This window comes from Streptomyces sp. NPDC001204 (assembly GCF_053598035.1).
Genome location: NZ_JBSFJL010000008.1, coordinates 253523 through 276221 on the forward strand (window position 1 = coordinate 253523; position 22699 = coordinate 276221).

A 22699-nucleotide genomic window follows, 5' to 3' on the forward strand; every position below is an offset into this window, starting at 1 on the left:
GGCCCGGCGGCCCGCCTGCGCCGACGAGGCCTTAGCATGGCGGGGCGATCGATCGAGGGGGAGACGACGAGATGACGGACGGAACGCAGGCCGGCGGGGGCGCGGGAGCCGAGGATCCATGGGCGCCGCCCGGCAGCAGGCCTTCTCTGGAGAAGAACACGTCCGACCGGGCGCAGTCGCCCGGGCCCGAGCAGGCGCCCGGCTTCGCCCCGCCTGCCTTTCCCCCGCCCTCCGTGCACGACCAGGAGACGATGGTCTCGATGCCGGGGGCCGGTTTCCCGCCGCCCGGCTACGGCGGCCCCACCGCGGACTCCGCCGTGCCGCCGCCGCCCGTCGCTCCCACCGGTCCGGGCGTGCCCACCGGTCCCGTACCCGGCGGGTACGGCTACCCCGCCTATCCGGGAGCGGGCCAGGGCTGGCCCGGCATGCCGATGCCCCCGCAGAACGGGATGGGCACCGCCGCGATGGTGCTCGGCATCCTGTCCTGCACCATGTTCTGCTTCTACGGCATCTTCGGGGTGGTGCTCGGCGTCCTCGCCGTGATCTTCGGCGTCAAGGGCCGCCGGAAGGCCGTACGCGGCGAGGCCAACAACCACGGCCAGGCCCAGGCCGGGCTGATCACGGGAATCATCGGCATCGTCCTCGGCCTCGCCACGATCGTCCTGCTGATCATCGGCGTCTTCTACGTCAACAACGTCGAGGTCTCGGACAGCTCCTGGGACGAGGGCGCCCGCGCCCCCCTGCCGGCCGTGACCGTACTGACCGACCGCTGACACCGGGGCCGGCCCGCACTCGGTGCGGGCCGGTGCTGCCCCACCTGGCTCCACCCGGTCCGCACGCCGCCGCCAGCCCGGTCCGCACGCCGCCGCCAGCCCGGCCCGCAGTCCGCGCGGGCCGCTCAGCTCGCCCGCGTGCCGGCCCGCAGCCGTTCGCGCGCCTCCATCAGCGCGAAGCCCAGCAGGTTCGGCCCCCGCCAGCGCTCCGGATCGGCCGCCGCCTCGTCGCCGGCGGCCAGTCCGATGCCCCATATCCGGTCCACCGGGCTGGCCTCCACCAGCACACGGTCGCCCGTGGCCAGCAGGAACTCCCGCAGCACGGGGTGGGCGGCGAACTTGTGGACGCCGCCCTCCACCACGATCCGGAACCGCTCCCGCTCCCACACGTCCTCGTCGAAGCCGCGTACGAGCCGCCCCGCCGTCTTGGCCTCCGCCGGATGCCGCGCGGCCAGTACCCGCCGCTCCGCCTCCGCGTCCCCGAACAGCCGCGCCTTGCCTGCCATCATCCAGTGCTCCGCGGTCGCGTACGGCACCTCGTCCACCGTGAACGGCGACGGCCACCACTGACTCAGACAGCTCGCGCCGACCCGGCCGTCCGGGTGCGGCCGATGCCCCCAGAAGTACAGGTAGCGCACTCGGGTCCCCGCGCGGACTTCCCTGGTCAGAGCCTGCCAGGAGTCGATGTTCCCCATGCACGCGAGTGTGGCACGCACCACGGACACACCGTCCTGCCTTTTCCGTGCCTACTCGACACCTGGTCGACAGATTCCGTCGCGTAACCAAAAGGCAACAACGGAATCACTTGTTGGAGTCCCTGGGCTCTGTCAGGATCGGCACTCAAATCGAGCTGGAGCTACGCCACCTGCCCTCGGTGACCGAGGGGCAACGGCGGAGGAGAGCGACATGCACAACCCGGGCACCGCCACCCCGGACCGATTCCCGGCGCAGGACCGTTTCGCTGACGGTGCGCAGTACATCGCCGGAAGGCTGACCAAGGGCACCTCGGGCCGCAGCCACGCGGTCGTCGACCCTGCCACCGGCGAGGAGGTCTACACGTACGAACTGGCCGGTCCCGAGGACGTCGACGCCGCGGTGGCCGCCGCGCGCGAGGCGTTCCCCGGCTGGGCGGGCGCCACGCCCGGCGACCGCTCGGACGCGCTGCACCGCTTCGCGGCCGTGCTCGCCGACCGGGCGGAGGACTTCGCCCGCGCCGAGTCCCTCCAGTGCGGCAAGCCGCTGAAGCTGACCCGCGAGTTCGACGTGCCGGGCACGATCGACAACGCGGCCTTCTTCGCGGGTGCCGCCCGGCATCTCCAGGGACAGGCGGCCGGCGAGTTCTCCGGCGACCACACGTCCTACGTCCGCCGTGAGCCCATCGGGGTCGTCGGCTCCATCGCGCCCTGGAACTACCCCCTCCAGATGGCCGCCTGGAAGATCCTCCCGGCCGTCGCAGCCGGCAACACCATCGTGCTCAAGCCGGCCGAGCTGACCCCGCTGACCGCGCTGATGTTCGCCCAGGCCGCCACCGACGCGGGCATCCCGGACGGCGTGATCAACATCGTCACCGGCACCGGCAAGGTGGCCGGCGAGCACCTGATCGGCCACCCGGACGTGGCCATGACGTCCTTCACCGGCTCCACCGCCGTCGGCAAGCGTGTCGCCGAGATCGCCACCGCGAACGTCAAGCGGCTGCACCTGGAACTCGGTGGCAAGGCGCCCTTCGTGGTGTTCGACGACGCCGATCCGGAGGCCGCCGTCAACGGCGCGGTCGCGGGCGCGCTCATCAACACCGGGCAGGACTGCACGGCCGCCACGCGCGCGTACGTGCAGCGCCCCCTGTACGAGGAGTTCGTCGAGCGGACGGCCGCCCTGATGGCGACCGTACGGCTGGGCGACCCGTTCGCCCCCGGCACCGACCTCGGCCCGCTGATCTCGCACGTGCACCGCGACCGCGTGGCCGGTTTCGTCGACCGGGCGCGTGCCTACGCGCGCGTGGTCACCGGCGGCGAGGCTCCCCAGGGCGAACTGAAGAACGGGGCGTACTATCGCCCCACCCTCGTCGCGGACGCCGCGCAGGACAGCGAGATCGTCCAGTCGGAGATCTTCGGTCCGGTGCTGGTCGTTCTGCCGTTCGACAGTGATGATGAGGGGATTCGGCTGGCCAACGACACTCCGTACGGTCTGGCGGCCTCGGCTTGGAGCCGTGACGTCTACCGGGCCAACCGCGCGACGCGGGAGATCAAGGCGGGGTGCGTGTGGGTCAACGACCACATTCCGATCATCAGCGAGATGCCGCACGGCGGTTATAAGCAGTCCGGCTTCGGCAAGGACATGTCCTCGTACTCGTTCGAGGAATATACGCAGATCAAGCACGTCATGTTCGACAACACGGCGGTGGCCCGCAAGGACTGGCACCGCACGATCTTCGGGGACCGATAGCAACGACCAGGCCTTGAACCAGGCCTTCCCGAAAGGGCACCACGCGCATGGAGCAGTACGAGCCCGACCGCCTCACCCCGGCCCAGCTGGCCGCCGTGCGGCGCAGCTTCCGCAACGGCAGGGCCTCCTTCAGCCGACGCTCGATGCTGCGCGCCTCGGCGGGCGGCGCGCTCGCGGTCGGGGGACTCGGGGCGCTGAGCGCCTGCGGGATCCCCCCGGCCGGCCAGGCACAGGGTGGCACCTCCGCGGAGGACCACTCGGCCAAGGAGAAGACCGTCAACTTCTCCAACTGGCCCGTGTACATCGACGTCGACGACAGTGGAAAGAAGCACCCCACGCTCGACACGTTCACCCAGCAGACCGGCATCAAGGTCAAGTACAACGAGGACATCAACGACAACAACGAGTTCTTCGGCAAGGTCAAGCCGGAGCTCGCCGCCGGCCAGGACACCGGCCGTGACCTCATCGTCCTCACCGACTGGCTGGCCGCGCGGATGATCCGCCTCGGCTGGGTGGAGAAGCTGGACCCGGCGAACCTGCCGCACGCCTTCGCCAACCTGTCCGAGCAGTTCCGCAGCCCGGACTGGGACCCGGGGCGCGCCTACTCCTATCCGTGGCAGGGTGTCTCGAACGTCATCGCCTACAACAAGAAGGCGCTCGACGGCATCGAGGTGAAGTCGATCTCCGACATGCTGGACAACCCCAAGCTCAAGGGCCGGGTCGCCTTCCTGTCGGAGATGCGCGACACCATGGGCATGACGCTGATCGACATGGGCAAGGACCCGGCGAAGTTCACCGACGACGACTACGACGCGGCGATCGCGCGCCTGCAGAAGGCCGTCGACAAGGGGCAGATACGCCGCTTCACGGGCAACGACTACACGTCTGACCTGACCAAGGGCGACGTCGCCGTATGCCTCGCCTGGGGCGGTGACATCGTCCAGCTCCAGGCGGACAGTGCCGACGTCGACTACATCATTCCGGAAGCCGGGTTCACGACGGCCACCGACAACTTGCTGGTTCCCCGCGGGGCCCGTCACAAGGCGAACGCCGAGCGGCTGATCGACTTCTACTTCCGGCCCCTGACGGCCGCACAGCTCTGCGCCTACACCGCCTTCATCAGTCCCGTCGACGGAGCACAGGCGGAGCTGGCCAAGATCGACAAGTCGGCGGCGGAGAACCCGCTGATCATCCCCACCAAGGACATGGTGGCCAAGTCCCGTTCCTTCCGCGCCCTGAGCGACAAGGAAGAGGCGGTCTACGAAGCGAAGTTCGCGAAGCTCACAGGGGCGTGACGACAATGACGACGAAAGACAACAGCGGCGACGTCCGCCTCTCCCAGATCGGCAAGCGCTACGGCGGCTTCACCGCCGTGCACCCACTGGACCTGACCGTGCCTCAGGGGTCCTTCTTCGCCCTGCTCGGCGCGTCCGGCTGCGGCAAGACCACCACCCTGCGCATGATCGCGGGACTGGAGGAGCCCACGCAGGGCACCGTCCACCTCGGCGACCAGGACGTGACGCATCTGCCGCCGTACAAGCGCCCGGTGAACACGGTCTTCCAGTCCTACGCCCTCTTCCCGCACCTCGACATCTTCGAGAACGTCGCCTTCGGTCTGCGCCGGCGCGGCATCAAGTCGGTGAAGAAGCAGGTCGAGGAGATGCTGGACCTGGTGCAGCTGGGCGAGCAGGCCCGCAAGAAGCCGCACCAGCTCTCCGGCGGTCAGCAGCAGCGCGTCGCGGTCGCCCGCGCGCTGATCAACCACCCCAAGGTGCTCCTGCTCGACGAGCCGCTCGGCGCCCTTGACCTGAAGCTGCGCCGCCAGATGCAGTTGGAGCTCAAGCGCATCCAGACCGAGGTCGGCATCACCTTCATCCACGTCACGCACGACCAGGAGGAGGCCATGACCATGGCCGACACGGTCGCCGTGATGAACGGTGGCCGGGTGGAGCAGCTCGGCTCGCCCACCGACCTCTACGAGAACCCGCAGACCACGTTCGTGGCGAACTTCCTCGGCACCTCCAACCTGATAGAGGCCGAGGTCGACGCCAGGAGCGGCGAGGAGATCGTCCTGAAGGCGGGCGGCGGCAAGCTCACCCTGCCCCAGGCACGCTGCTCCGCCCCGGCCACGACCGGCGGCAAGGTGCTCGTCGGCGTCCGCCCGGAGAAGATCTCCCTCACCCACGCCGACGACGCGGGCGAGATCCCCGACGGCCGCAACCGCATCACCGGCCGGATCTCCGAGTCGAGCTTCATCGGCGTCTCCACGCAGTACGTGATCGACAGTCCCGTCTGTCCCGAGTTCGAGGTGTACGCGCAGAACATCGACCGCGACGCCCGACTGGTGCCCGGCGCCGAGGTGGTTCTGCACTGGAATCCGGCCCACACGTTCGGCCTGGACGCGGCGCAGTCCCTGCTTGCTGGGACGACGGGCGACGCGGGCGTCGAGAGCGTCGAGGAGGACGCAGCCTGATGGCCGCCGTCACCGAGGCGCCCGCGCCGCCCGCCACCCAGCAGACGAGACCGCCGCGCAAGCGGGGCCGCTTCACGCCGTACTGGCTGCTGCTGCCCGGCATCCTCTGGCTCGTCGTCTTCTTCGCGCTGCCGATGATCTACCAGGCGTCCACGTCCGTGCAGACGGGCTCCCTGGAGCAGGGATACGAGGTCACCTGGCACTTCGCGACCTACTGGGACGCGCTGTCCGAGTACTGGCCGCAGTTCGTCCGCTCGGTCCTGTACGCGGCCTCCGCGACGATCCTGTGCCTGCTGCTCGGCTACCCGCTGGCGTACCTCATCGCCTTCCGCGCGGGCCGCTGGCGCAACCTGATCATGATCCTGGTGATCGCGCCGTTCTTCACCAGCTTCCTGATCCGGACCCTGGCCTGGAAGACGATCCTCGCCGACGGCGGCCCGGTCGTGGGCGCCCTCAACACGCTGCACGTCCTGGACGTCACCAACTGGCTCGGCTGGACCGCCGGCGACCGGGTGCTCGCCACCCCGATGGCGGTGGTGTGCGGTCTGACGTACAACTTCCTGCCGTTCATGATCCTGCCGCTGTACACCTCGCTGGAGCGCATCGACCCGCGGCTGCACGAGGCGGCGGGCGACCTGTACGCCAAGCCGTTCACCACCTTCCGCAAGGTCACCTTCCCGCTGTCGATGCCGGGCGTGGTCTCCGGCACGCTGCTGACCTTCATCCCGGCGGCCGGCGACTACGTCAACGCGGACCTGCTCGGCTCGACCGACACCCGCATGGTCGGCAACGTCATCCAGACGCAGTTCCTGCGGATCCTGGACTATCCGACGGCGGCGGCCCTGTCGTTCATCCTCATGGCCGCGATCCTCGCCATGATCACCATCTACATCCGCAAGTCCGGCACGGAGGATCTGGTTTAAATGGCCTTCGTCAACTGGCTCAAGCGCCGCTTCGTCGTCATCGCCGGACTGCTGACGCTCGGATACCTGCTCCTGCCGAACATCGTCGTCACGGTCTTCTCCTTCAACAAGCCGAAGGGCCGCTTCAACTACCAGTGGCAGTCGTTCTCCCTGGACGCCTGGAAGGACCCGTGCGGTGTCGCCGACATGTGCGGATCGCTGTCGCTCAGCCTCCAGATCGCCGTCTGGGCCACGATCGGCGCCACCGCCCTCGGCACGATGATCGCCTTCGCGCTGGTCCGCTACCGCTTCCGCGCGCGGGGCACCGTGAGCTCGCTGATCTTCCTGCCGATGGCGATGCCCGAGGTGGTCATGGCGGCCTCGCTGCTCACCCTGTTCCTCAACATGGGGGCGCAGCTCGGCTTCTGGACCATCCTGATCGCGCACATCATGTTCTGCCTCAGCTTCGTCGTCGTCGCCGTCAAGGCGCGCGTGATGTCGATGGACCCGAGGCTGGAGCAGGCCGCGCAGGACCTGTACGCCGGACCGGTGCAGACCTTCGTCCGGGTCACCCTGCCGATCGCGGCCCCCGGAATCGCCGCGGGCGCGATGCTCGCTTTCGCGCTGTCGTTCGACGACTTCATCATCACGAACTTCAACGCGGGCTCGACCGTGACCTTCCCGATGTTCGTCTGGGGCTCGGCGCAGCGCGGCACACCCGTCCAGATCAACGTCATCGGTACGGCCATGTTCATCATCGCCGTACTGCTCGTCCTGGGCTCCATGGCCATCGGCCGCCGGCGTACCAGGCAGAAGGCGTGACACCCGCCCCACCGAAGCAACGAAATTGACTCTGTAGGGAGTTGAAATCATGGCCCCTGGCGCCATGAGCCGTGAGCACGACTGGACCACATCCCTCTCCGAGGCCCAGCCGGTCCCGTACTGGCTGGACGACCCCGGCAGGCCCCGCCCGGAGCCGGCGCTGACCGGAGCCGAGACCTGCGACCTGCTGGTGGTCGGAGGTGGTTACAGCGGACTGTGGACCGCGCTGATCGCCAAGGAGCGCGACCCCGCCACGGACGTGGTGCTGGTGGAGGGCCGCGAGGTGGGCTGGGCCGCCTCCGGCCGCAACGGCGGCTTCTGCGCCGCCTCCCTCACGCACGGCCTGCCCAACGGTCTCACTCGCTGGCCGGAGGAGATCCACAAGCTGGAGGAGCTGGGCGCCCGCAACCTCGACGCCATCGAGGAGACGGTCGCCCGCCACTCCATCGACTGCGAGTTCGAGCGCACCGGCGAACTCGACGTCGCCACCGAGCCGTACCAGGCCCGGGAACTGAAGGACTGGTACGCGCAGATGCAGGAGCAGGGCCTGGCCGAGGGCTTCGAGTTCCTCGACCGGGACGCGGTGCGCGAGCAGGTCGCCTCCCCGACCTTCGAGGCCGGTCTGTGGGACCGCCGGGGCGTCGCCATGGTCCACCCGGCCAAGCTCGCCTGGGGTCTGAAGCAGGCGTGCGTGCGCCTCGGCGTGCGCGTCTACGAGCGCACGCCCGCCCTGACCCTGAGGCCGTACGGCGCCGGAATGTCCGTACGCACGCCCTACGGCCGGATCAGGGCCCGCCGGGTCGCGCTCGGCACCAACGTCTTCCCCAACCTGGTCAAGCGGGTGCGCTCGTACACCGTCCCGGTCTACGACTACGCCCTGATGACCGAGCCGCTCAGCGCCGAGCAGATGGCGTCGATCGGCTGGAAGAACCGGCAGGGGCTCGGGGACTCGGCGAACCAGTTCCACTACTTCCGGCTGTCGGCCGACAACCGCGTCCTGTGGGGCGGTTACGACGCGATCTATCCGTACGGCGGCCGGGTGCGCGCGGAGTACGACGACCGCCCCGAGACCTACGCCAAACTGGCCGGGCACTTCTTCACCTGCTTCCCGCAGCTGGAGGGCGTCCGCTTCACCCACGCCTGGGGCGGGGCGATCGACACCTGCTCGCGCTTCTCGGCGTTCTTCGGCACCGCCCACCAGGGGAAGGTCGCCTACGCGGCCGGCTACACGGGCCTCGGCGTGGGCGCGACCCGCTTCGGCGCCGAGGTGATGCTCGACCTGCTGGCCGGCCGGCGCACCGAGCGCACCGAGCTGGAGATGGTCCGCAAGAAGCCGCTGCCCTTCCCGCCGGAGCCGTTCGCCTGGACCGGCATCGCGCTCACCAAGTGGTCACTGGCCCGCGCCGACGAACACGGCGGCCGGCGCAACCTGTGGCTGCGGACGATGGACCGCCTGGGCCTGGGCTTCGACAGCTGACACCCGCGAGGAGACCTCCCTCCCTCACGACGCGCCCCCGCGCGTCCACGGGGGAGGGAGGTCTTCGCATGCCCACGCGAAGACGGCAGCGGCCGGGGCCCGGGACATGCCGCCGGTGCCACAGGTCTTGACAACCGAATTGGTCTGGACCAAATTGGGCGCGCTCCACCCTCCCCAATCCCCCCATGACCGGAGGCAGTTGTGGACCGCGACATACGGCGACCAAGTAAATCAGTCAGACCAGCCGGCCAGGCCGGACCGGCCAGGCGCCGGCTGCTCGCCGCACTGACGGCCACGTTCCTCGCCCTGCCCGGCGTCACCGCGCTCACGACGACCGCGCGAGCGGCCGACGCGGACATCCTGCGCAACGGGGGCTTCGAGGCGGGCCTCGACGGCTGGACCTGCTCGGGATCCGGTACGACGGTGAAGTCCCCTGTCCGCAGCGGCAGTTCGGCGTTGCAGGCGACCCCGGCCGGCAGCGACAACGCCCAGTGCACCCAGACGGTGTCGGTCCAGCCGAACTCCCAGTACACGCTGAGCGGTTACGTCCGCGGCTCCTACGTCTACCTGGGCGCGAGCGGCACCGGCACCACCGACGTCTCCACCTGGACCCAGTCCGCCCCCGACTGGCAGCAGCTCACCACCACCTTCCGCACCGGCGCGCAGACCACCAAGGTCACGGTCTACACCCACGGCTGGTACGGCACGGGCGCCTACAACGCCGACGACCTCTCGCTCGTCGGCCCGGGCGGCAGCACCGGCCAGCAGCCGCCCGTCGCTCCCACGGGTCTGAAGACCGGCACCGTCACCTCGACCAGCGTGGCACTGTCCTGGTCCCCGGTGGCCGACGCCACGGGCTACACGGTCTACCGCGACGGCACGAAGGCCCAGACGGTGACCGGCGCGTCCGCCACGATCACCGGTCTGTCGCCCTCGACCACGTACGGCTTCCAGGTCGCGGCGGTGAACGCCGCGGGCGAGTCGGCGAAGTCGGCGACGGTGACCGCGAAGACGGCCGCGGACTCGGGCGGCCCGGGCGGCGGCACCACGGACCTCCCGCCGCACGCCCTGGTCGGCTACCTGCACGCGAGCTTCGCCAACGGCTCCGGTTACAGCCGCATGGCCGACGTCCCCGGCAGCTGGGACGTCATCGACCTGGCCTTCGGCGAGCCGACGTCGGTCACTTCGGGCGACATCCGATTCAACCGCTGCCCGGTCACCGAGTGCCCGAACGTCGAGAGCGACGCCGAGTTCAAGGCGGCCATCAAGGCCAAGCAGGCGGCCGGCAAGAAGGTCCTGATCTCCATCGGCGGCCAGAACGGCCAGGTGCAGCTGACCACGACGGCGGCCAGGGACATGTTCGTCTCGTCCGTCTCGCGGATCATCGACGAATACGGCCTCGACGGCCTCGACATCGACTTCGAGGGCCACTCCCTGTCCCTCAACGCGAACGACACGGACTTCCGGAACCCGACCACGCCCGTGGTGGTGAACCTGATCTCGGCCCTGAAGACCCTGAAGGCGAAGTACGGCGCCAAGTTCGTCCTGACCATGGCCCCGGAGACCTTCTTCGTGCAGATGGGCTACCAGTACTACGGCACGGGCAAGTGGGGCGGCCAGGACCCGCGCTGCGGCGCCTACCTCCCGGTGATCCACGCCCTCCGCGACGACCTGACCCTGCTCCACGTCCAGGACTACAACTCGGGCCCGATCATGGGCCTGGACAACCAGTACCACTCCATGGGCGGCGCGGACTTCCACATCGCCATGACCGACATGCTCCTGACCGGCTTCCCGGTGGCCGGCGACGCGGCGAACGTCTTCCCGCCGCTGCGCCCCGACCAGGTCGCCATCGGCATGCCGGCGTCCACCAACGCGGGCAACGGCTTCGTCGCCCCGTCGGAGGTCACCAAGGCCCTGGACTGTTTGACCAAGAAGACGAACTGCGGCTCCACCACCACCCACGGCACCTGGCCGGCCCTGCGCGGCCTGATGACGTGGTCGGTCAACTGGGACCGGTTCGGGAACTGGCAGTTCCAGAACACCTTCGACGGGTACTTCGGGCGCGGCCGCTGAGCCGTGAGCCGGTTCACTCCAACGAGCGGTCACAAACCGCGTAATGGCTGATGAGATACCTCCCTCTCCCTGGTGACGCGGCCCGCGTCCACGAACGATGAGGGAGGTCTTCTCATGACTGGGGCGAAGACGGAGGTCGCCTGGCTGGCATCGGTCGCGCCGGACCCCGAGGCCTGCCGCTGGGAGTGGGAGCGCAACCCCCGGGGGACCGCCCTGCTGCCCGCGGGCAAGGCCTGGGACGTCCTGATCCTGCGCGGGGCGCTCGGCTGTCCGACGCTCGACGTCCTGACCCGTTTCCTCGACCGGCCAGGGCCGGTGCTGGCCGACTTCGGGGACGAGCGCACCGGCTTCTTCGTGCCGCCGGGCACCGCGGCCCGCTGGCTCGGCACCGGTATCCGCACCGCGGGGCCCGGCACCTGGATCGTCGTGCCGTATCCGGGGCGGAGCACCGGCAGGGTTCGCTGGCTGGTCACCCCGGACGGCTCGGGCACCCTCACCGACCCGGCACTGCTGGAACTGGCGATGCACGAGGCGGCCGCGGCCCTGGCCCTCGAGGAGGAGGGCTGACACGGGGAGCCGACCCGGACACGCGGATGGGATGCCAGTGCTAGGGGGCGGCGTCAGTGGTCACGGCGGCGCCGATCAGCAGCCACAGCGCGGAGAGCAGCACGGAAGCCAGGCACCAACTGGCCACGACGTCCAGTGGCCAGTGGTAGCCGCGCCGCACCAGCCCGAAGGAGGCGCCCAACACGAGCGCGGTGGACACCGCCACGACGGTCCGGCGGGCGGCGGCCGTGCGCAGCCACGGCAGAAGCACGAGCGCCGCGGCACCGTAGGCGACGGCGGCGGTGGCCGCGTGCCCCGACGGGAAGTACCCGGTACCGGGCGGCATGACCGCGGTACCGGGCCGGGCCGTCCAGGCCTTCAACGGCACGACGAGTGCCGGGAGCAGGGCCATCGGCACGGCTGCCGCGAGGGGCGCGAGCCACCAGCGCTCCGCGCCGGCGGCGCGTCCCCGCCAGGCCGTGTGGATCAGGACGGCCAGGAGTACGGGTACCGCGATCTGCACCTGGCCCAGATCGGAGAGCAGCTGGGAGAGGCGGTCCGGGTGCAGCAGGACGTGACTGACCTCCCGGTCCGCGCCCAGCAGCGGGCCGCCCGCCCGCACCTGCCAGGTGATCAGTGCGAACAGGAGGGCCGGGACGACGAGCAGGAACACCACGAACACCACGGGGCACAGCTTCGCAGGCAGGGCGAGTGAGCCCGGACCCGGGCCGGTCGGTCCCGGTCGATGCCGGCCGGTCCCGGAGACACCGAAGGGCCGGCGCACAAGGGGGGGATGTGCGCCGGCCCGGCGGGGACGGCCGTCCCATCTGTCTGCGACCGTCCGGATCGGAAGGCCGCGCGCCCCGGGGGGTTTGGGGCGGGCGACTGTCCGATCATTGAGGAGAACCGGAACCCGTGGGTTCCGGGTGTGTGCGCGAGGCACGACCAGGTCGAAGCTGGGGAGGCTACGGCCTGAGGCCGCCCACAGTCCCCTGTGGGCGGGTGTATCTCTCATCCGGGAAGAACCTACGGCAGCCGGTGGGCGGAGGACAGCGGGAACGGCGTCCTGCCATCCACCTCGCACACCTTCTTCACACGCTCTGCCGCCGGCTGCGCCAGGCGTGCATATCCGCCGCTCAGATGCGCGTGAACGCCTGCTCGATGATGTCGAGGCCCTCGCTCAGCAGGTCCTCGCCGATGACGAGCGGGGGCAGGAAGCGCAGCACGTTGCCGTAGGTGCCGCAGCTCAGGACGAGCAGGCCCTCGGCGTGGCAGGCCTTGACGAGCGCGGCCGTCGCCTCCGGGTTCGGCTCCTTGGTGCCACGGTCCTTGACCAGCTCGATGGCGATCATCGCGCCGCGGCCGCGGACGTCGCCGATGATGTCGAACTTGTCCTGCATCGCGGTGAGGCGGGCCTTCATGACCTCCTCGATCCGCTTCGCCTTGGCGTTGAGGTCGAGTTCCTTCATGGTCTCGATCGCGCCGAGCGCGCCCGCGCAGGCCACCGGGTTGCCGCCGTAGGTGCCGCCGAGGCCGCCCGCGTGCGCGGCGTCCATGATCTCGGCGCGGCCGGTGACGGCGGCCAGCGGCAGGCCGCCGGCGATGCCCTTGGCGGTGGTGATCAGGTCCGGGACGATGCCCTCGTCCTCGCAGGCGAACCACTGGCCGGTGCGGCAGAAACCGGCCTGGATCTCGTCGGCGACGAACACGATGCCGTTGTCGGCGGCGAACTGGCGGATCGCGGGCAGGAAGCCCTTGGCCGGCTCGATGAAGCCGCCCTCGCCGAGCACCGGCTCGATGATGATCGCGGCCACGTTGTCCGCGCCGACCTGCTTGGTGATCTGGTCGATGGCCTGCTTGGCGGCCTCGGGGCCCGCGTTCTCCGGGCCGGTCGGCCAGCGGTAGCCGTAGGCCACCGGCACCCGGTAGACCTCGGGCGCGAACGGGCCGAAGCCGTGCTTGTACGGCATGTTCTTCGCCGTCAGCGCCATGGTGAGGTTGGTGCGGCCGTGGTAGCCGTGGTCGAAGACGACGACGGCCTGGCGCTTGGTGTACGCGCGGGCGATCTTGACGGCGTTCTCGACGGCCTCGGCGCCCGAGTTGAACAGCGCGGACTTCTTGGCGTGGTCACCCGGCGTGAGCTCGGCCAGCGCCTCGGCGACGGCCACGTAGCCCTCGTACGGCGTGACCATGAAACAGGTGTGGGTGAAGTCGGCGAGCTGCGCGGAGGCACGGCGTACGACGGCCTCGGCGGACGCGCCGACCGAGGTCACCGCGATGCCGGAGCCGAAGTCGATGATGCGGTTGCCGTCGACGTCCTCGATGATGCCGCCGCCGGCACGCGTGACGAAGACCGGCAGCGTGGAGCCCACGCCCTGCGCGACCACAGCGGTCCGGCGGGCCTGCAGCTCCTGCGACTTCGGGCCGGGGATGGCGGTGACGACGCGGCGCTCCTGCTCAAGTGCGGTCATGGGGGCTCCCTGATGAGATCTTGCGTACGGCGGCGTTTTTCGGACGCTTTTCCTTCTTTTCTCGCAGGTTAGGGCGGCGAGGAGGACGTGGGCATGCTCCATGTGGGCGTTGTCGGCGCCCGCGGTTGTCCGCGGTGGACATAGGAGGGACGCGGGCCGGAAAACGCGGGCGCCGGCGCCGTGACCTGCGGCGTGCCGCGCAATCGGTGAACTCCCCTTGCGCGGGCGTTAGATTGACTCGCTGATGGTGGACGGAACGGCTGGTCAGGGGGCAAGGGCGATGGACGACGGGACGCAGGACGCCCGGGGTACGCACGCGAACCCCGTGCCACGCCCGGCGATGCCGCGGGACGCTCCCACGACACCACCCCGGCCGAGCAGCCCCCCGGCGCCCGGCGCCTACGAGCAGTATCCCCACGAGGGACCTGGGCACGGGCGGCTCCCCGAACGGCGGCCGGGCGTCGCCGAGTGGCTCGACACCCCCCGCCCGGCCGCCGCGCCCGGCGTCTGGCGCTTCGGGCACCGCCCGCCCAAGGCCGTGAGGACGCCGGACCGGTTGCCGTCGATCACGGTCGTCGGGCTGCTGATCCCGCTGGTCGTGGCCCTGCTGGTGTGGTCGCTGTGGCGGCAGGGCGCGCTGCCGTACCAGTGGGCGCCGCTGAAACTGTTCACCCCGGACGACTGGTGGTGGGGCGGGACCGTGTCCCCCAAGGGGACGCAGGGCCGCGAGGCCATGGTGGTCTACGACGGTGTGTTCTTCGCCGTGCTCGTCTACGCCGCCGGACGGCTGGGCAGCTGGTCCGACGTCGTACGGCACTTCGTCGGCCGCCGCCCGCAGCCCGCGCGGGCCCTGTTCGCCGCCGCCGGCGCCCTGATCGCGCTCAGCCTCGTTTTCCCCGGCGCCTTCCCGGGTGTCGGCTGGGACCCCCTGCCGGTCGTCGACCCCGTCTTCTCCCTGATCGTCCTCGTCTCGGGCGGTTACGGCCTGTTCGCCTCCCAGCTGTTCACCGACGCCCTGTACGCGCTCATCACCCTCCTTGTCGTCTGGCCGTTCGCCCGGGTCGGCGCCTGGTGGGCGTACGCCGGGGAACTCGCCGCACGCCGCCGGGCGGCCGCGGACCCCGTCGCCCCGCCCGCGGCGGACCTGCCACGTTCGCAGTGGCCCGGACCGCGCCACGCCGGGCAGTACCAGGCGGCCGACCTGCTGGCCGCCGAGGTGGCCGCCGGCCGGATGAACGACGTGGACTGCGCCCGTATCGAGCGGGCGTGGGAGGCGGCCCGGCGGGAGGCACGCCCGGCCGCCTTCACCGAGACCGTGCTGCGGCAGGGCGCCGCCGCCTGGACGCACCCCTCCGGGGCGCGCGACCTGCCGGGCCGCACCGCCCGTCACGACCTGCTGGAGGGGCAGGTGCGCATCGGACGGTGGGCGGGGGAGCGGACCCCGCGCGACTACGAGGGGGCGGGTGCCGCCCTCGGCGCCGAGACACTCGGCACCTCGCTGCTGCTGGTGGGGCCGTCCGGGTCCGGGAAGACCCGCCACGTCACCGGGCCGGTCACCGAGGCGCTCACCCTCCAGGCCCTCACCGGAGCGTGCGCGGTGGTCGCCGTCTGTGCCGCCGGGACCCCGCTCGGCCCGGACTCCGCGTACGACGTGGTGGTCCGGATCGGCGACCCCGCCTCCGTCCACGACCTCGACCCGTACGCCGGGTCCGACGATCCCGACGAAGCCGCCGCCTTCCTGGCCGAGGCCCTGGTCGGCGACCTGGACACCGTCGGCGGTCGGAGCGCCGCCACCGCGCTCGCCCAGCTGCTCGGCCCCTACCGGGCGGCGCACGGGCACTTCCCGCCGCTGCCGGCGCTGCGCGAACTGCTGGAGGGCGATCCGGGGGCGCTGGCGTCCCTGCGGGCGGCGCTGCCGGCGGACGAGCACGCCGTGATGCGGCGCGAACTCGACGCCCGGATGCGGCAGTCCGGCTCCGCGGCCGACGCCGGACCGGCCCTCGCGGACCGGCTCGCGCTCCTGGACCGGCCGGCCTTCGCCGAGTTCTTCGGCGCGGCGGGGCCCGGCGGCCGGCCCTTCTCGCTGCGCGCGGTGGCCCACCATCCGCTGCGGGTCCGCGTCGACCTGCCCGAACGCGGACACGAGGAGGCGTCCCGGCTGATCACCCGGCTGGTCCTGGCCCAGTTCCACACCGTCGTACGGGACACCCGGCGCCCCCACTTCGCCTGTCTGGTCCTCGACGACGCCACCGGGGCCGTCACGGCCGAGTCGGTGCGCCGCGTCCAGGGGCTGCGCTCCCAGAACGCCGGCGTCGTCCTGGCGCTCCGGTCGGTCGCCGACGTGCCCGAGGCGCTGCACGGTCCGCTGCTGGGGGCCGTCGGCTGCCGTATGGCGCTCGCCGGCGTGACGACCTGGGACGGCAGCCGGTTCGCGCAGGCATGGGGGACCGAATGGGTGGAGACCAAGGAGGTGGCCAAGCACACCGTCTTCGCCCACCAGCCGATGACCCGCGCCATTCACGCCCTGCGCAAGCTGGTGACCGGACGGGCCGTGACCACGGACGCCGTGACGACCCGGCAGGTGGAGCGGGAGCGCTGGTCCGCCTCCCAGCTGGCCCACGAGGTCCCGCCCGGGCACGCGGTGCTGTCGCTGACCGGTGTCCGGGGCGAGCACGCGCCGCCGTTGCTGGTGGATCTGCGGGGCTGAAGGAGCGGGGGGCGAACGCGGCGGGTGTGCGTACGGCCGTAACGCGTTGACCGTACGGTGAGGCAGAATCGGCATAGGCCGTTCATACGTGACGTCCAAAAGATCACAATGATCATCCGATCTCCGCAGAACCTCCGCACAAGAAGCCGTAGAAGCACCCCGTAGAAGCACCCCGCAGACCAGAAGGCCTCATGCCCCCGACGCTCGCCTCGCTCGTCCACCACTCCGCGCTCAAGCTGACCGTGCGCGCGGGCGGGGACCGCCTGGACGTACCCGTCCGCTGGGCCCACGTCAGCGAGCTCGCCGACCCCGTGCCGTACATGGAGGGCGGGGAGCTGCTGCTGATCACCGCGCTCAAGCTGGACGCGGAGAATCCCGACGCCATGCGCCGCTATGTGAAGCGGCTGGCCAAGGCCGGGGTCGTCGGGCTCGGCTTCGCCGTCGGGGTCAACTACGAGGACATCCCCGCGGCGCTCGTCGACGCCGCCGAGGAGGAGGGGCTGCCGCTGCTCGAGGTGCCCCGCCGCACCCCGTTCCTCGCCATCAGCAAGGCGGTCTCGGCGGCCATCGCGGCCGACCAGTACCGGGCGGTCACGGCCGGGTTCGCCGCCCAGCGGGAACTGACCAAGCAGGCCCTGAACGCCGGACCGGAGGGGCTGCTCGCGGCGCTCGCCGCCCAGGTGGACGGCTGGACGGCGCTCTACGACGCCTCGGGCGCCGTCGTCGCCGCGGCGCCCGAGTGGGCCGCACGCCGCGCCGAACGGCTCACGGCCGACATCGAGCGGCTGCGCGACCGGCCGGCCCCCGCGTCCGCCGTGGTCGGCGGACCCGAGACCGAGGACCGCGTCGAACTGCACTCGATCGGCACCGGCCGCCGCCCGCGCGCCGCCCTCGCCGTCGGCACGGCCGCCACCCTCGGCACCGCCGAGCGGTACGCCGTCCACTCCGCCGTGGCCCTGCTGACGCTCACCACGGAACGCTCGCGCTCGCTGCACGCCGCCGAACAGCGGATCGGCGCCGCCGTGCTGCGCATGCTCCTCGCCGGGCAGCCCGACCACGCCCGCGCGGTGGCCGGCGACCTGTACGGCGGCCTGCTGGACGCCCCCTTCCGCATGATCGTCGCCGAGTCCGCCTCGGCGTCCGCCGCACGGGCGCACGCCGGTGCCCACGCGCGCGTGCAGTCCGCCGCACCCTCCCCGGCCGCCGTGCTGGCCGCCGCCGGCACCGGCGCCGACCCGCTCGCCGTGCTGGCCGAGGTCGTGGAGGCGGCCGCCGCCAGGTCGGGGGAGACGGTGCTGGTGGTGCCCGACGGGGAGCGCCTGGTGGTGCTGGCCGCCGACGGGGGCGCGGCGGTGGCGGTGTGCGGCCAGTACGCCGCGGCGCTGGAGGCGGCGCGGGCCGAGAACATGCGCGAGCAGTCGGGCGGTGAGGAGGGCGAACTGGTCGTCGGGCTGTCCGGGCCCGCCGGGCCCATCGCGGCCGCCGCCGCGTACAAGCAGGCCGAACAGGCGCTGTCGGTGGCGCGCAGGCGCGGACGGGTGCTCGTCGAGCATGACCAGCTCGCCTCCGGATCGGTGCTGCCGCTGCTGGCGGACGACGCCGTCAGGGCGTTCGCGGACGGGCTGCTGCGCGCGCTGTACGAGCACGACGCGACGGGACGCGGCGATCTGGTGGCCTCGCTGCGGGCCTGGCTGTCCCGGCACGGCCAGTGGGACGCGGCCGCCGCCGACCTCGGCGTCCACCGGCACACCCTGCGCTACCGCATGCGCCGGGTCGAGGAGATCCTCGGCCGTTCCCTGGACGATCCGGACGTGCGAATGGAGCTGTGGCTGGCGCTGAAGGCCACCTCCACGGAGTAGGGATCCCGCCGGACATCGGGCCGGACACCGCTCGTACGCCAATCCGGCGCACCCCCGCCCCGCACTGCTACGACTCGGACAAACGACCCCGGGCCGCCCCCGCCCTACCGTGGACGACGAAAGCCAAGTACATCTCCTACGCGGAAGGGCCGGGACTCCTTGATGACTTCCACCCACGCCTTCTGGCTCGCCGGCCGCCGGGTCACCGGCGAGGACACCTTCGACGTCACCAACCCGTGGGACGGCCGGCTGGTGGGCAAGGTCGGCGTGCCGACCGACGCCCAGGTCGAGGAGGCCGTGGCCGCCGCGTACGCCGTGCGGGACGAGTTCGCCGCCACCCCCGCGCACGTGCGGGCCGCCGCCCTCGACCACGTCAGCAAGCGGCTGGTCGAGCGCACCGAGGAGATCGCGCAGCTCATCTCCGCCGAGAACGGCAAGCCGATCAAGTGGGCGCGCGGTGAGGTCGGCCGTGCCGTGTCCGTGTTCCGGTTCGCCGCGGAGGAGGCCCGCCGGTTCAACGGCGGCGACGCCCAGCGCCTGGACACCGACGCCGGCGGCCAGGGCCGCCTCGCCCTCACCCGCCGCTTCCCCAAGGGCGTCGTCCTCGGTATCGCGCCGTTCAACTTCCCGCTGAACCTGTGCGCCCACAAGGTCGCCCCGGCCATCGCCGCCGGCGCGCCGATCATCCTCAAGCCCGCCCCGGCCACCCCGCTGTCCGGGCTGATCCTCGGCGAACTGCTGGCCGAGACCGACCTGCCGGCCGGCTCCTGGTCGATCCTCCCGGTCGCCAACGACAAGATGCCGGCCCTCGTCCAGGACGAGCGCCTGCCGGTCATCTCCTTCACCGGTTCCGAGAAGGTCGGCTACGCGATCATGGACTCGGTGCCGCGCAAGCACTGCACCCTGGAGCTCGGCGGCAACGGCGCGGCCGTCGTCCTCGCCGACTACGCGAGCGACGAGGACCTGGACTGGGCCGCGGGCCGTATCGCGACCTTCTCCAACTACCAGGGCGGCCAGTCCTGCATCTCCGTGCAGCGCGTGATCGCCGACGCCTCGGTCTACGAGCGCCTGCTGCCGCGCATCGTCGCCGCCGTCGAGGCCCAGGTCACCGGAGACCCCTCCGACCCGAAGACCGACGTCGGCCCGCTGGTCAGCGAGGACGCCGCCAAGCGCGTGGAGTCCTGGGTGCAGGAGGCCGTCGAGGCCGGCGCCACCCTGCACGCCGGCGGCAAGCGTGACGGTGCCTCGTACGCCCCGACCGTCCTGAGCGACGTGCCCTCCGAGGTGACGATCTCCTGCGAGGAGGTCTTCGGCCCCGTCCTGACCGTGCAGAAGGTGAACGGCGAGGCCGAGGCCTTCGCCGCCGTCAACGACTCCAAGTACGGCCTCCAGGCAGGCGTGTTCACCCACGACCTGCAGACCGCCTTCCGCGCCCACCGCGCCCTGGAGGTCGGCGGCGTGGTCGTCGGCGACGTCCCCTCCTACCGCGCCGACCAGATGCCGTACGGCGGCGTCAAGCAGTCCGGCGTGGGCCGCGAGGGCGTCAAGTTCGCGATGGACGACTACACCTACGAGCGCGTCCTGGTCCTGACCGGCCTCGCCCTGTAGGCCTCACGGTCCGCCGACCGACGACGGCCGGAGCCCGCTGTGCGGGGGCTCCGGCCGTCGTCGTATGCCCGTGCGCTGACGGAGGAGGGTGGGACGGGGACCGGCGACCGGACCGGCGGACCGTCTTCCCGGCCGTCGCCGCCGCCACCGGCACCGAAGGCGGCGACCAGAGAAAACGTGCAGAACGACCTGAGGGCCACGCCGTTAGACTCATTGGAAAGCGGCCGATCAACCTCCCTCGGACAGGAAGCACCAGGGGTGCCCAACACACTGCAGGAAATGATCAAGAACAAGCTGGACCAAAAGGGATGGTCCTACAGCGATGTGGCGCGCCGGGGCGGCATCTCTCGCTCGACTGTTCACCATCTGGCGACGTCGGCGAAGCTGGCGCAGATGCCTCAGCAGACCACGCTGGAGGGTCTGGCCAGAGGCCTGGGCATACCGGTGGCACCCGTGCTGCGCGCGGCGGCCGAGGCCGCAGGTGTCAATGTCTACTTCGAGAACGCGCCCGAGATCGCGGATCCGGAGGTGGAGATCCTCATCGCGAGCGTGCAGAAGCTCAGTCCCACGGCCCGCCGGCATGTGGCTGTGCTCGTCGAGTCCTTGCTGCAGGCGGGGGAGTCCTAGAGCAGGGTGGATCATCCTGGAGCAGGGTGGATCAAAACCGCCCCATTCCTGCCGTTTTGATCCAGTCGATCAGTGTCCGCACTGTTGCGTAGTCGAGTTCTGCCACCCTGACAATCGCCTGCAAGCCGTTGGGATCCATCGGCACGCACGCCGCATCCAGGGCGCAGTACAGCAGCACTTGATGGGCCTGCGTCGCCGAAAGAGGCCTTCCTGCATCCATTCCGGCTCTTAATTCTTCGGCGATTGGCAGGGGTGGTGTGACGTCCATGTCTCCAGACTTTTCTCGAGTCTTCCCGGATCATCCTCTTCGTTGTGGTCCGTGAGTTCGCGGCGCATTCTTTCCCAGAACGCCTCGACCAGCGCGTGTTCGTACCAATCGCCGATGGTCCCAGGAGCAGGTCCGTGCCTCAGGGCCTGCGCACGCTCGGTGAAACAGCATCCGGCAAGGATGCCTTTGGCGGTGTCAGCTGTCTGCTCCATGGCGGCCTCGTGGGAAATCGCCTTGTCGAGGGCGCGATCAATGAGCGAGGCGCTTGCCTCGGGGGCCGCGCTCCAGCTCACCAGGTGATGCGATGCCGAGTCGAGGACGACGGCGGCGGACACGGCGCCCTTCGGTGTTCTGTAGGTGAAGACGTCGACGACCCAGCGCCGGCTGGAAACCTCGGAGACGGCGGGCGGCGCGCCCTCGTGCAGCCTGCCGGCCCTGCCGCGGATGCCGGCCTGAACCATGAGAAGTTCCACCGTTCCATGGCTGACGTTGATGCCGTAGCGGCGGCCGAGCTCCTGCCGGATGCGGCGGTAGCCGAAGGTCGAACCGGATGAGCCGTAGATGTCGAGAATGATCCGGGTCAGCCAGGCGTGCCGCAGTGATCGAGCCGACGGAACGCGGTCACGCCACGCGTAGTAGCCGGACTCCGAGACGCCGAGCAGCTCAATGATTCCGCGTGCCGGGAAGCCCTCTTCCGCCATCGCGGAAATCACTTCGTATCGTCTTTTGGGGGCACCACTTCCATCATGAGGTCAATGGCTTTCCGGCATGCCGCGATCTCGCCCTCCAGCTTTTCGATGCGAGCCTGCGCCTGCTTCGGCTTGGACGGAGACATGAGATGAGCGCCGCTCACGGGACCTCGCTTCCTGACCGTGATTTCAGCACTCAGGGCTGCGGTGGGAGTCCACAGCCCTGAGCGTATTGCGGGACCTACCGGACGTAGCGGTGCATGGTCACGGTCGGTGCGAAGTCGGCCGACGAGTCGCTGCCGCTGCCCCGTGGCGCGCGGGCCGCCTCACGGTCGAGGACCGTTTTCACCCTGCGGGCCAGCTCGTCCGCCTGCTGCGTGACCTGGGAGATCGGCAGACGAGACGACTTGAGGGCCTCGACCTGGTGGTTGATCGAGTCGAGCTCGCCGCGGCCTTCGCGGCTGAGGCTGAATCCCCGTGGCGTGGCCACGATGAACTGGTATGCCCCGGAGAACGTCTCGCACGCCGGGCAGTGATCGTTGACGCCCCTGCTGATGTTGGAGGCGTTGATGAGACGCGCGTTTCGGCCGGCCGTGGTGACGATCTGGTAGGAGAGGGCGATCGAACGGCAGGGGGCGTCGATGGAGCAGCCCGTCGACACCGCCGTAGCCCGGTTGTTCGCCGTGACGGCGACGGACGAGCCGTATTCGTGGATCTTGAAGGATTCGTCGAACTGGTTCCTGTGGGCCCTGTTGGCATGGCTCTGCGCCATGTCGACCGCGATGGCGACGCTCTGGGAGAAGCGGGAACCGCCGGGGCTGGCACCCGCCGAGGTGGTACTGGCCGTCACGGCGAGTCCGGCGGTCGCGGCGATGCTGAGGCCGATCGCTGTTTTGGAGGAGGTCTTGGGACGAGGCTTGCGGTGGTTCATCGTTCTCTCCTGCGGATGAGGTGGTGTG

The 22699-nt window shown here is 70.8% G+C and carries 20 protein-coding genes; 13 read left to right on the forward strand and 7 right to left on the reverse strand.

What is annotated here, in order from left to right; genetic code table 11:
* The first annotated feature begins 71 nt into the window (after nt 1–71).
* Nucleotides 72–773, forward strand: a complete 702-nt coding sequence (locus ACWC91_RS14560) for a DUF4190 domain-containing protein (RefSeq protein WP_225079342.1) — start codon at nt 72–74, stop codon at nt 771–773.
* Nucleotides 774–898: 125 nt separating this feature from the next.
* Here the strand turns inward: ACWC91_RS14560 and ACWC91_RS14565 are convergent, their stop codons facing one another.
* Nucleotides 899–1468 (reverse strand): NADAR family protein, encoded by a 570-nt coding sequence (locus ACWC91_RS14565; protein WP_281154293.1) that lies wholly within the window; start codon nt 1466–1468, stop codon nt 899–901.
* A 211-nt stretch (nt 1469–1679) separates the two neighbouring features.
* On the opposite strand from ACWC91_RS14565, the gene ACWC91_RS14570 reads away from it, so the two are divergent.
* From ACWC91_RS14570 to ACWC91_RS14605, 8 genes are all read left to right on the forward strand, one after another.
* Nucleotides 1680–3215, forward strand: a complete 1536-nt coding sequence (locus tag ACWC91_RS14570) for a gamma-aminobutyraldehyde dehydrogenase (RefSeq protein WP_225079340.1) — start codon at nt 1680–1682, stop codon at nt 3213–3215.
* A gap of 47 nt (nt 3216–3262) precedes the next feature.
* Entirely contained in the window at nt 3263–4510 is a 1248-nt protein-coding gene (locus ACWC91_RS14575) for a polyamine ABC transporter substrate-binding protein (protein ID WP_225079339.1), read from the forward strand.
* A 5-nt stretch (nt 4511–4515) separates the two neighbouring features.
* Nucleotides 4516–5688: an ABC transporter ATP-binding protein gene (locus ACWC91_RS14580; protein WP_263638523.1), complete on the forward strand. Its 1173-nt coding sequence runs from the start codon at nt 4516–4518 to the stop codon at nt 5686–5688.
* The gene (locus ACWC91_RS14585) at nt 5688–6611 is read left to right on the forward strand and encodes an ABC transporter permease (RefSeq protein WP_225079337.1); all 924 of its coding nucleotides are present in this window, start codon (nt 5688–5690) and stop codon (nt 6609–6611) included. Before ACWC91_RS14580 ends, ACWC91_RS14585 begins: the two co-directional genes overlap by 1 nt.
* The gene (locus ACWC91_RS14590) at nt 6612–7412 is read left to right on the forward strand and encodes an ABC transporter permease (protein ID WP_225079336.1); all 801 of its coding nucleotides are present in this window, start codon (nt 6612–6614) and stop codon (nt 7410–7412) included. It abuts the gene before it with no gap.
* A 49-nt stretch (nt 7413–7461) separates the two neighbouring features.
* Complete coding sequence (locus ACWC91_RS14595; RefSeq protein WP_225079335.1) at nt 7462–8889, forward strand: NAD(P)/FAD-dependent oxidoreductase; 1428 nt, start codon at nt 7462–7464, stop codon at nt 8887–8889.
* 273 nt (nt 8890–9162) lie between these two features.
* Complete coding sequence (locus tag ACWC91_RS14600; protein ID WP_450644363.1) at nt 9163–10965, forward strand: chitinase; 1803 nt, start codon at nt 9163–9165, stop codon at nt 10963–10965.
* A gap of 114 nt (nt 10966–11079) precedes the next feature.
* Nucleotides 11080–11532, forward strand: coding sequence for a hypothetical protein (locus tag ACWC91_RS14605; protein ID WP_225079334.1), 453 nt, complete (start codon nt 11080–11082; stop codon nt 11530–11532).
* Nucleotides 11533–11572: 40 nt separating this feature from the next.
* Here ACWC91_RS14605 and ACWC91_RS14610 read toward each other — a convergent pair whose 3' ends face one another.
* Together ACWC91_RS14610 and gabT are read right to left on the reverse strand one after the other, a co-directional pair.
* Nucleotides 11573–12196 (reverse strand): phosphatase PAP2 family protein, encoded by a 624-nt coding sequence (locus ACWC91_RS14610; RefSeq protein WP_450725913.1) that lies wholly within the window; start codon nt 12194–12196, stop codon nt 11573–11575.
* A gap of 451 nt (nt 12197–12647) precedes the next feature.
* A complete protein-coding gene (gene gabT / locus ACWC91_RS14615; protein WP_225079333.1) occupies nt 12648–13982 on the reverse strand; it encodes a 4-aminobutyrate--2-oxoglutarate transaminase in 1335 nt (444 codons plus the stop codon).
* A 280-nt stretch (nt 13983–14262) separates the two neighbouring features.
* On the opposite strand from gabT, the gene ACWC91_RS14620 reads away from it, so the two are divergent.
* From ACWC91_RS14620 to ACWC91_RS14635, 4 genes are all read left to right on the forward strand, one after another.
* Nucleotides 14263–16689, forward strand: coding sequence for an ATP/GTP-binding protein (locus tag ACWC91_RS14620; protein ID WP_450644823.1), 2427 nt, complete (start codon nt 14263–14265; stop codon nt 16687–16689).
* A 191-nt stretch (nt 16690–16880) separates the two neighbouring features.
* Nucleotides 16881–18548 carry a PucR family transcriptional regulator gene (locus tag ACWC91_RS14625; protein WP_450725915.1) on the forward strand — a complete coding sequence of 556 codons (1668 nt, stop codon included), beginning with the start codon at nt 16881–16883 and terminating at the stop codon, nt 18546–18548.
* A gap of 162 nt (nt 18549–18710) precedes the next feature.
* Nucleotides 18711–20156: an aldehyde dehydrogenase family protein gene (locus ACWC91_RS14630; protein WP_225079330.1), complete on the forward strand. Its 1446-nt coding sequence runs from the start codon at nt 18711–18713 to the stop codon at nt 20154–20156.
* A gap of 279 nt (nt 20157–20435) precedes the next feature.
* The gene (locus ACWC91_RS14635; RefSeq protein ID WP_225079329.1) at nt 20436–20783 is read left to right on the forward strand and encodes a helix-turn-helix domain-containing protein; all 348 of its coding nucleotides are present in this window, start codon (nt 20436–20438) and stop codon (nt 20781–20783) included.
* Nucleotides 20784–20814: 31 nt separating this feature from the next.
* Here the strand turns inward: ACWC91_RS14635 and ACWC91_RS14640 are convergent, their stop codons facing one another.
* From ACWC91_RS14640 to ACWC91_RS14655, 4 genes are all read right to left on the reverse strand, one after another.
* On the reverse strand, nt 20815–21051 hold the full coding sequence (locus tag ACWC91_RS14640) for a hypothetical protein (protein WP_281154287.1): 237 nt from the start codon (nt 21049–21051) through the stop codon (nt 20815–20817).
* Nucleotides 21012–21764 carry an IS3 family transposase gene (locus ACWC91_RS14645; protein ID WP_225079327.1) on the reverse strand — a complete coding sequence of 251 codons (753 nt, stop codon included), beginning with the start codon at nt 21762–21764 and terminating at the stop codon, nt 21012–21014. The genes ACWC91_RS14640 and ACWC91_RS14645 overlap by 40 nt, the downstream gene beginning before the upstream one ends.
* Nucleotides 21761–21904 carry a hypothetical protein gene (locus ACWC91_RS14650; RefSeq protein WP_225079326.1) on the reverse strand — a complete coding sequence of 48 codons (144 nt, stop codon included), beginning with the start codon at nt 21902–21904 and terminating at the stop codon, nt 21761–21763. The genes ACWC91_RS14645 and ACWC91_RS14650 overlap by 4 nt, the downstream gene beginning before the upstream one ends.
* A gap of 77 nt (nt 21905–21981) precedes the next feature.
* A complete protein-coding gene (locus ACWC91_RS14655; protein WP_225079325.1) occupies nt 21982–22671 on the reverse strand; it encodes a hypothetical protein in 690 nt (229 codons plus the stop codon).
* Nucleotides 22672–22699 lie beyond the last annotated feature (28 nt).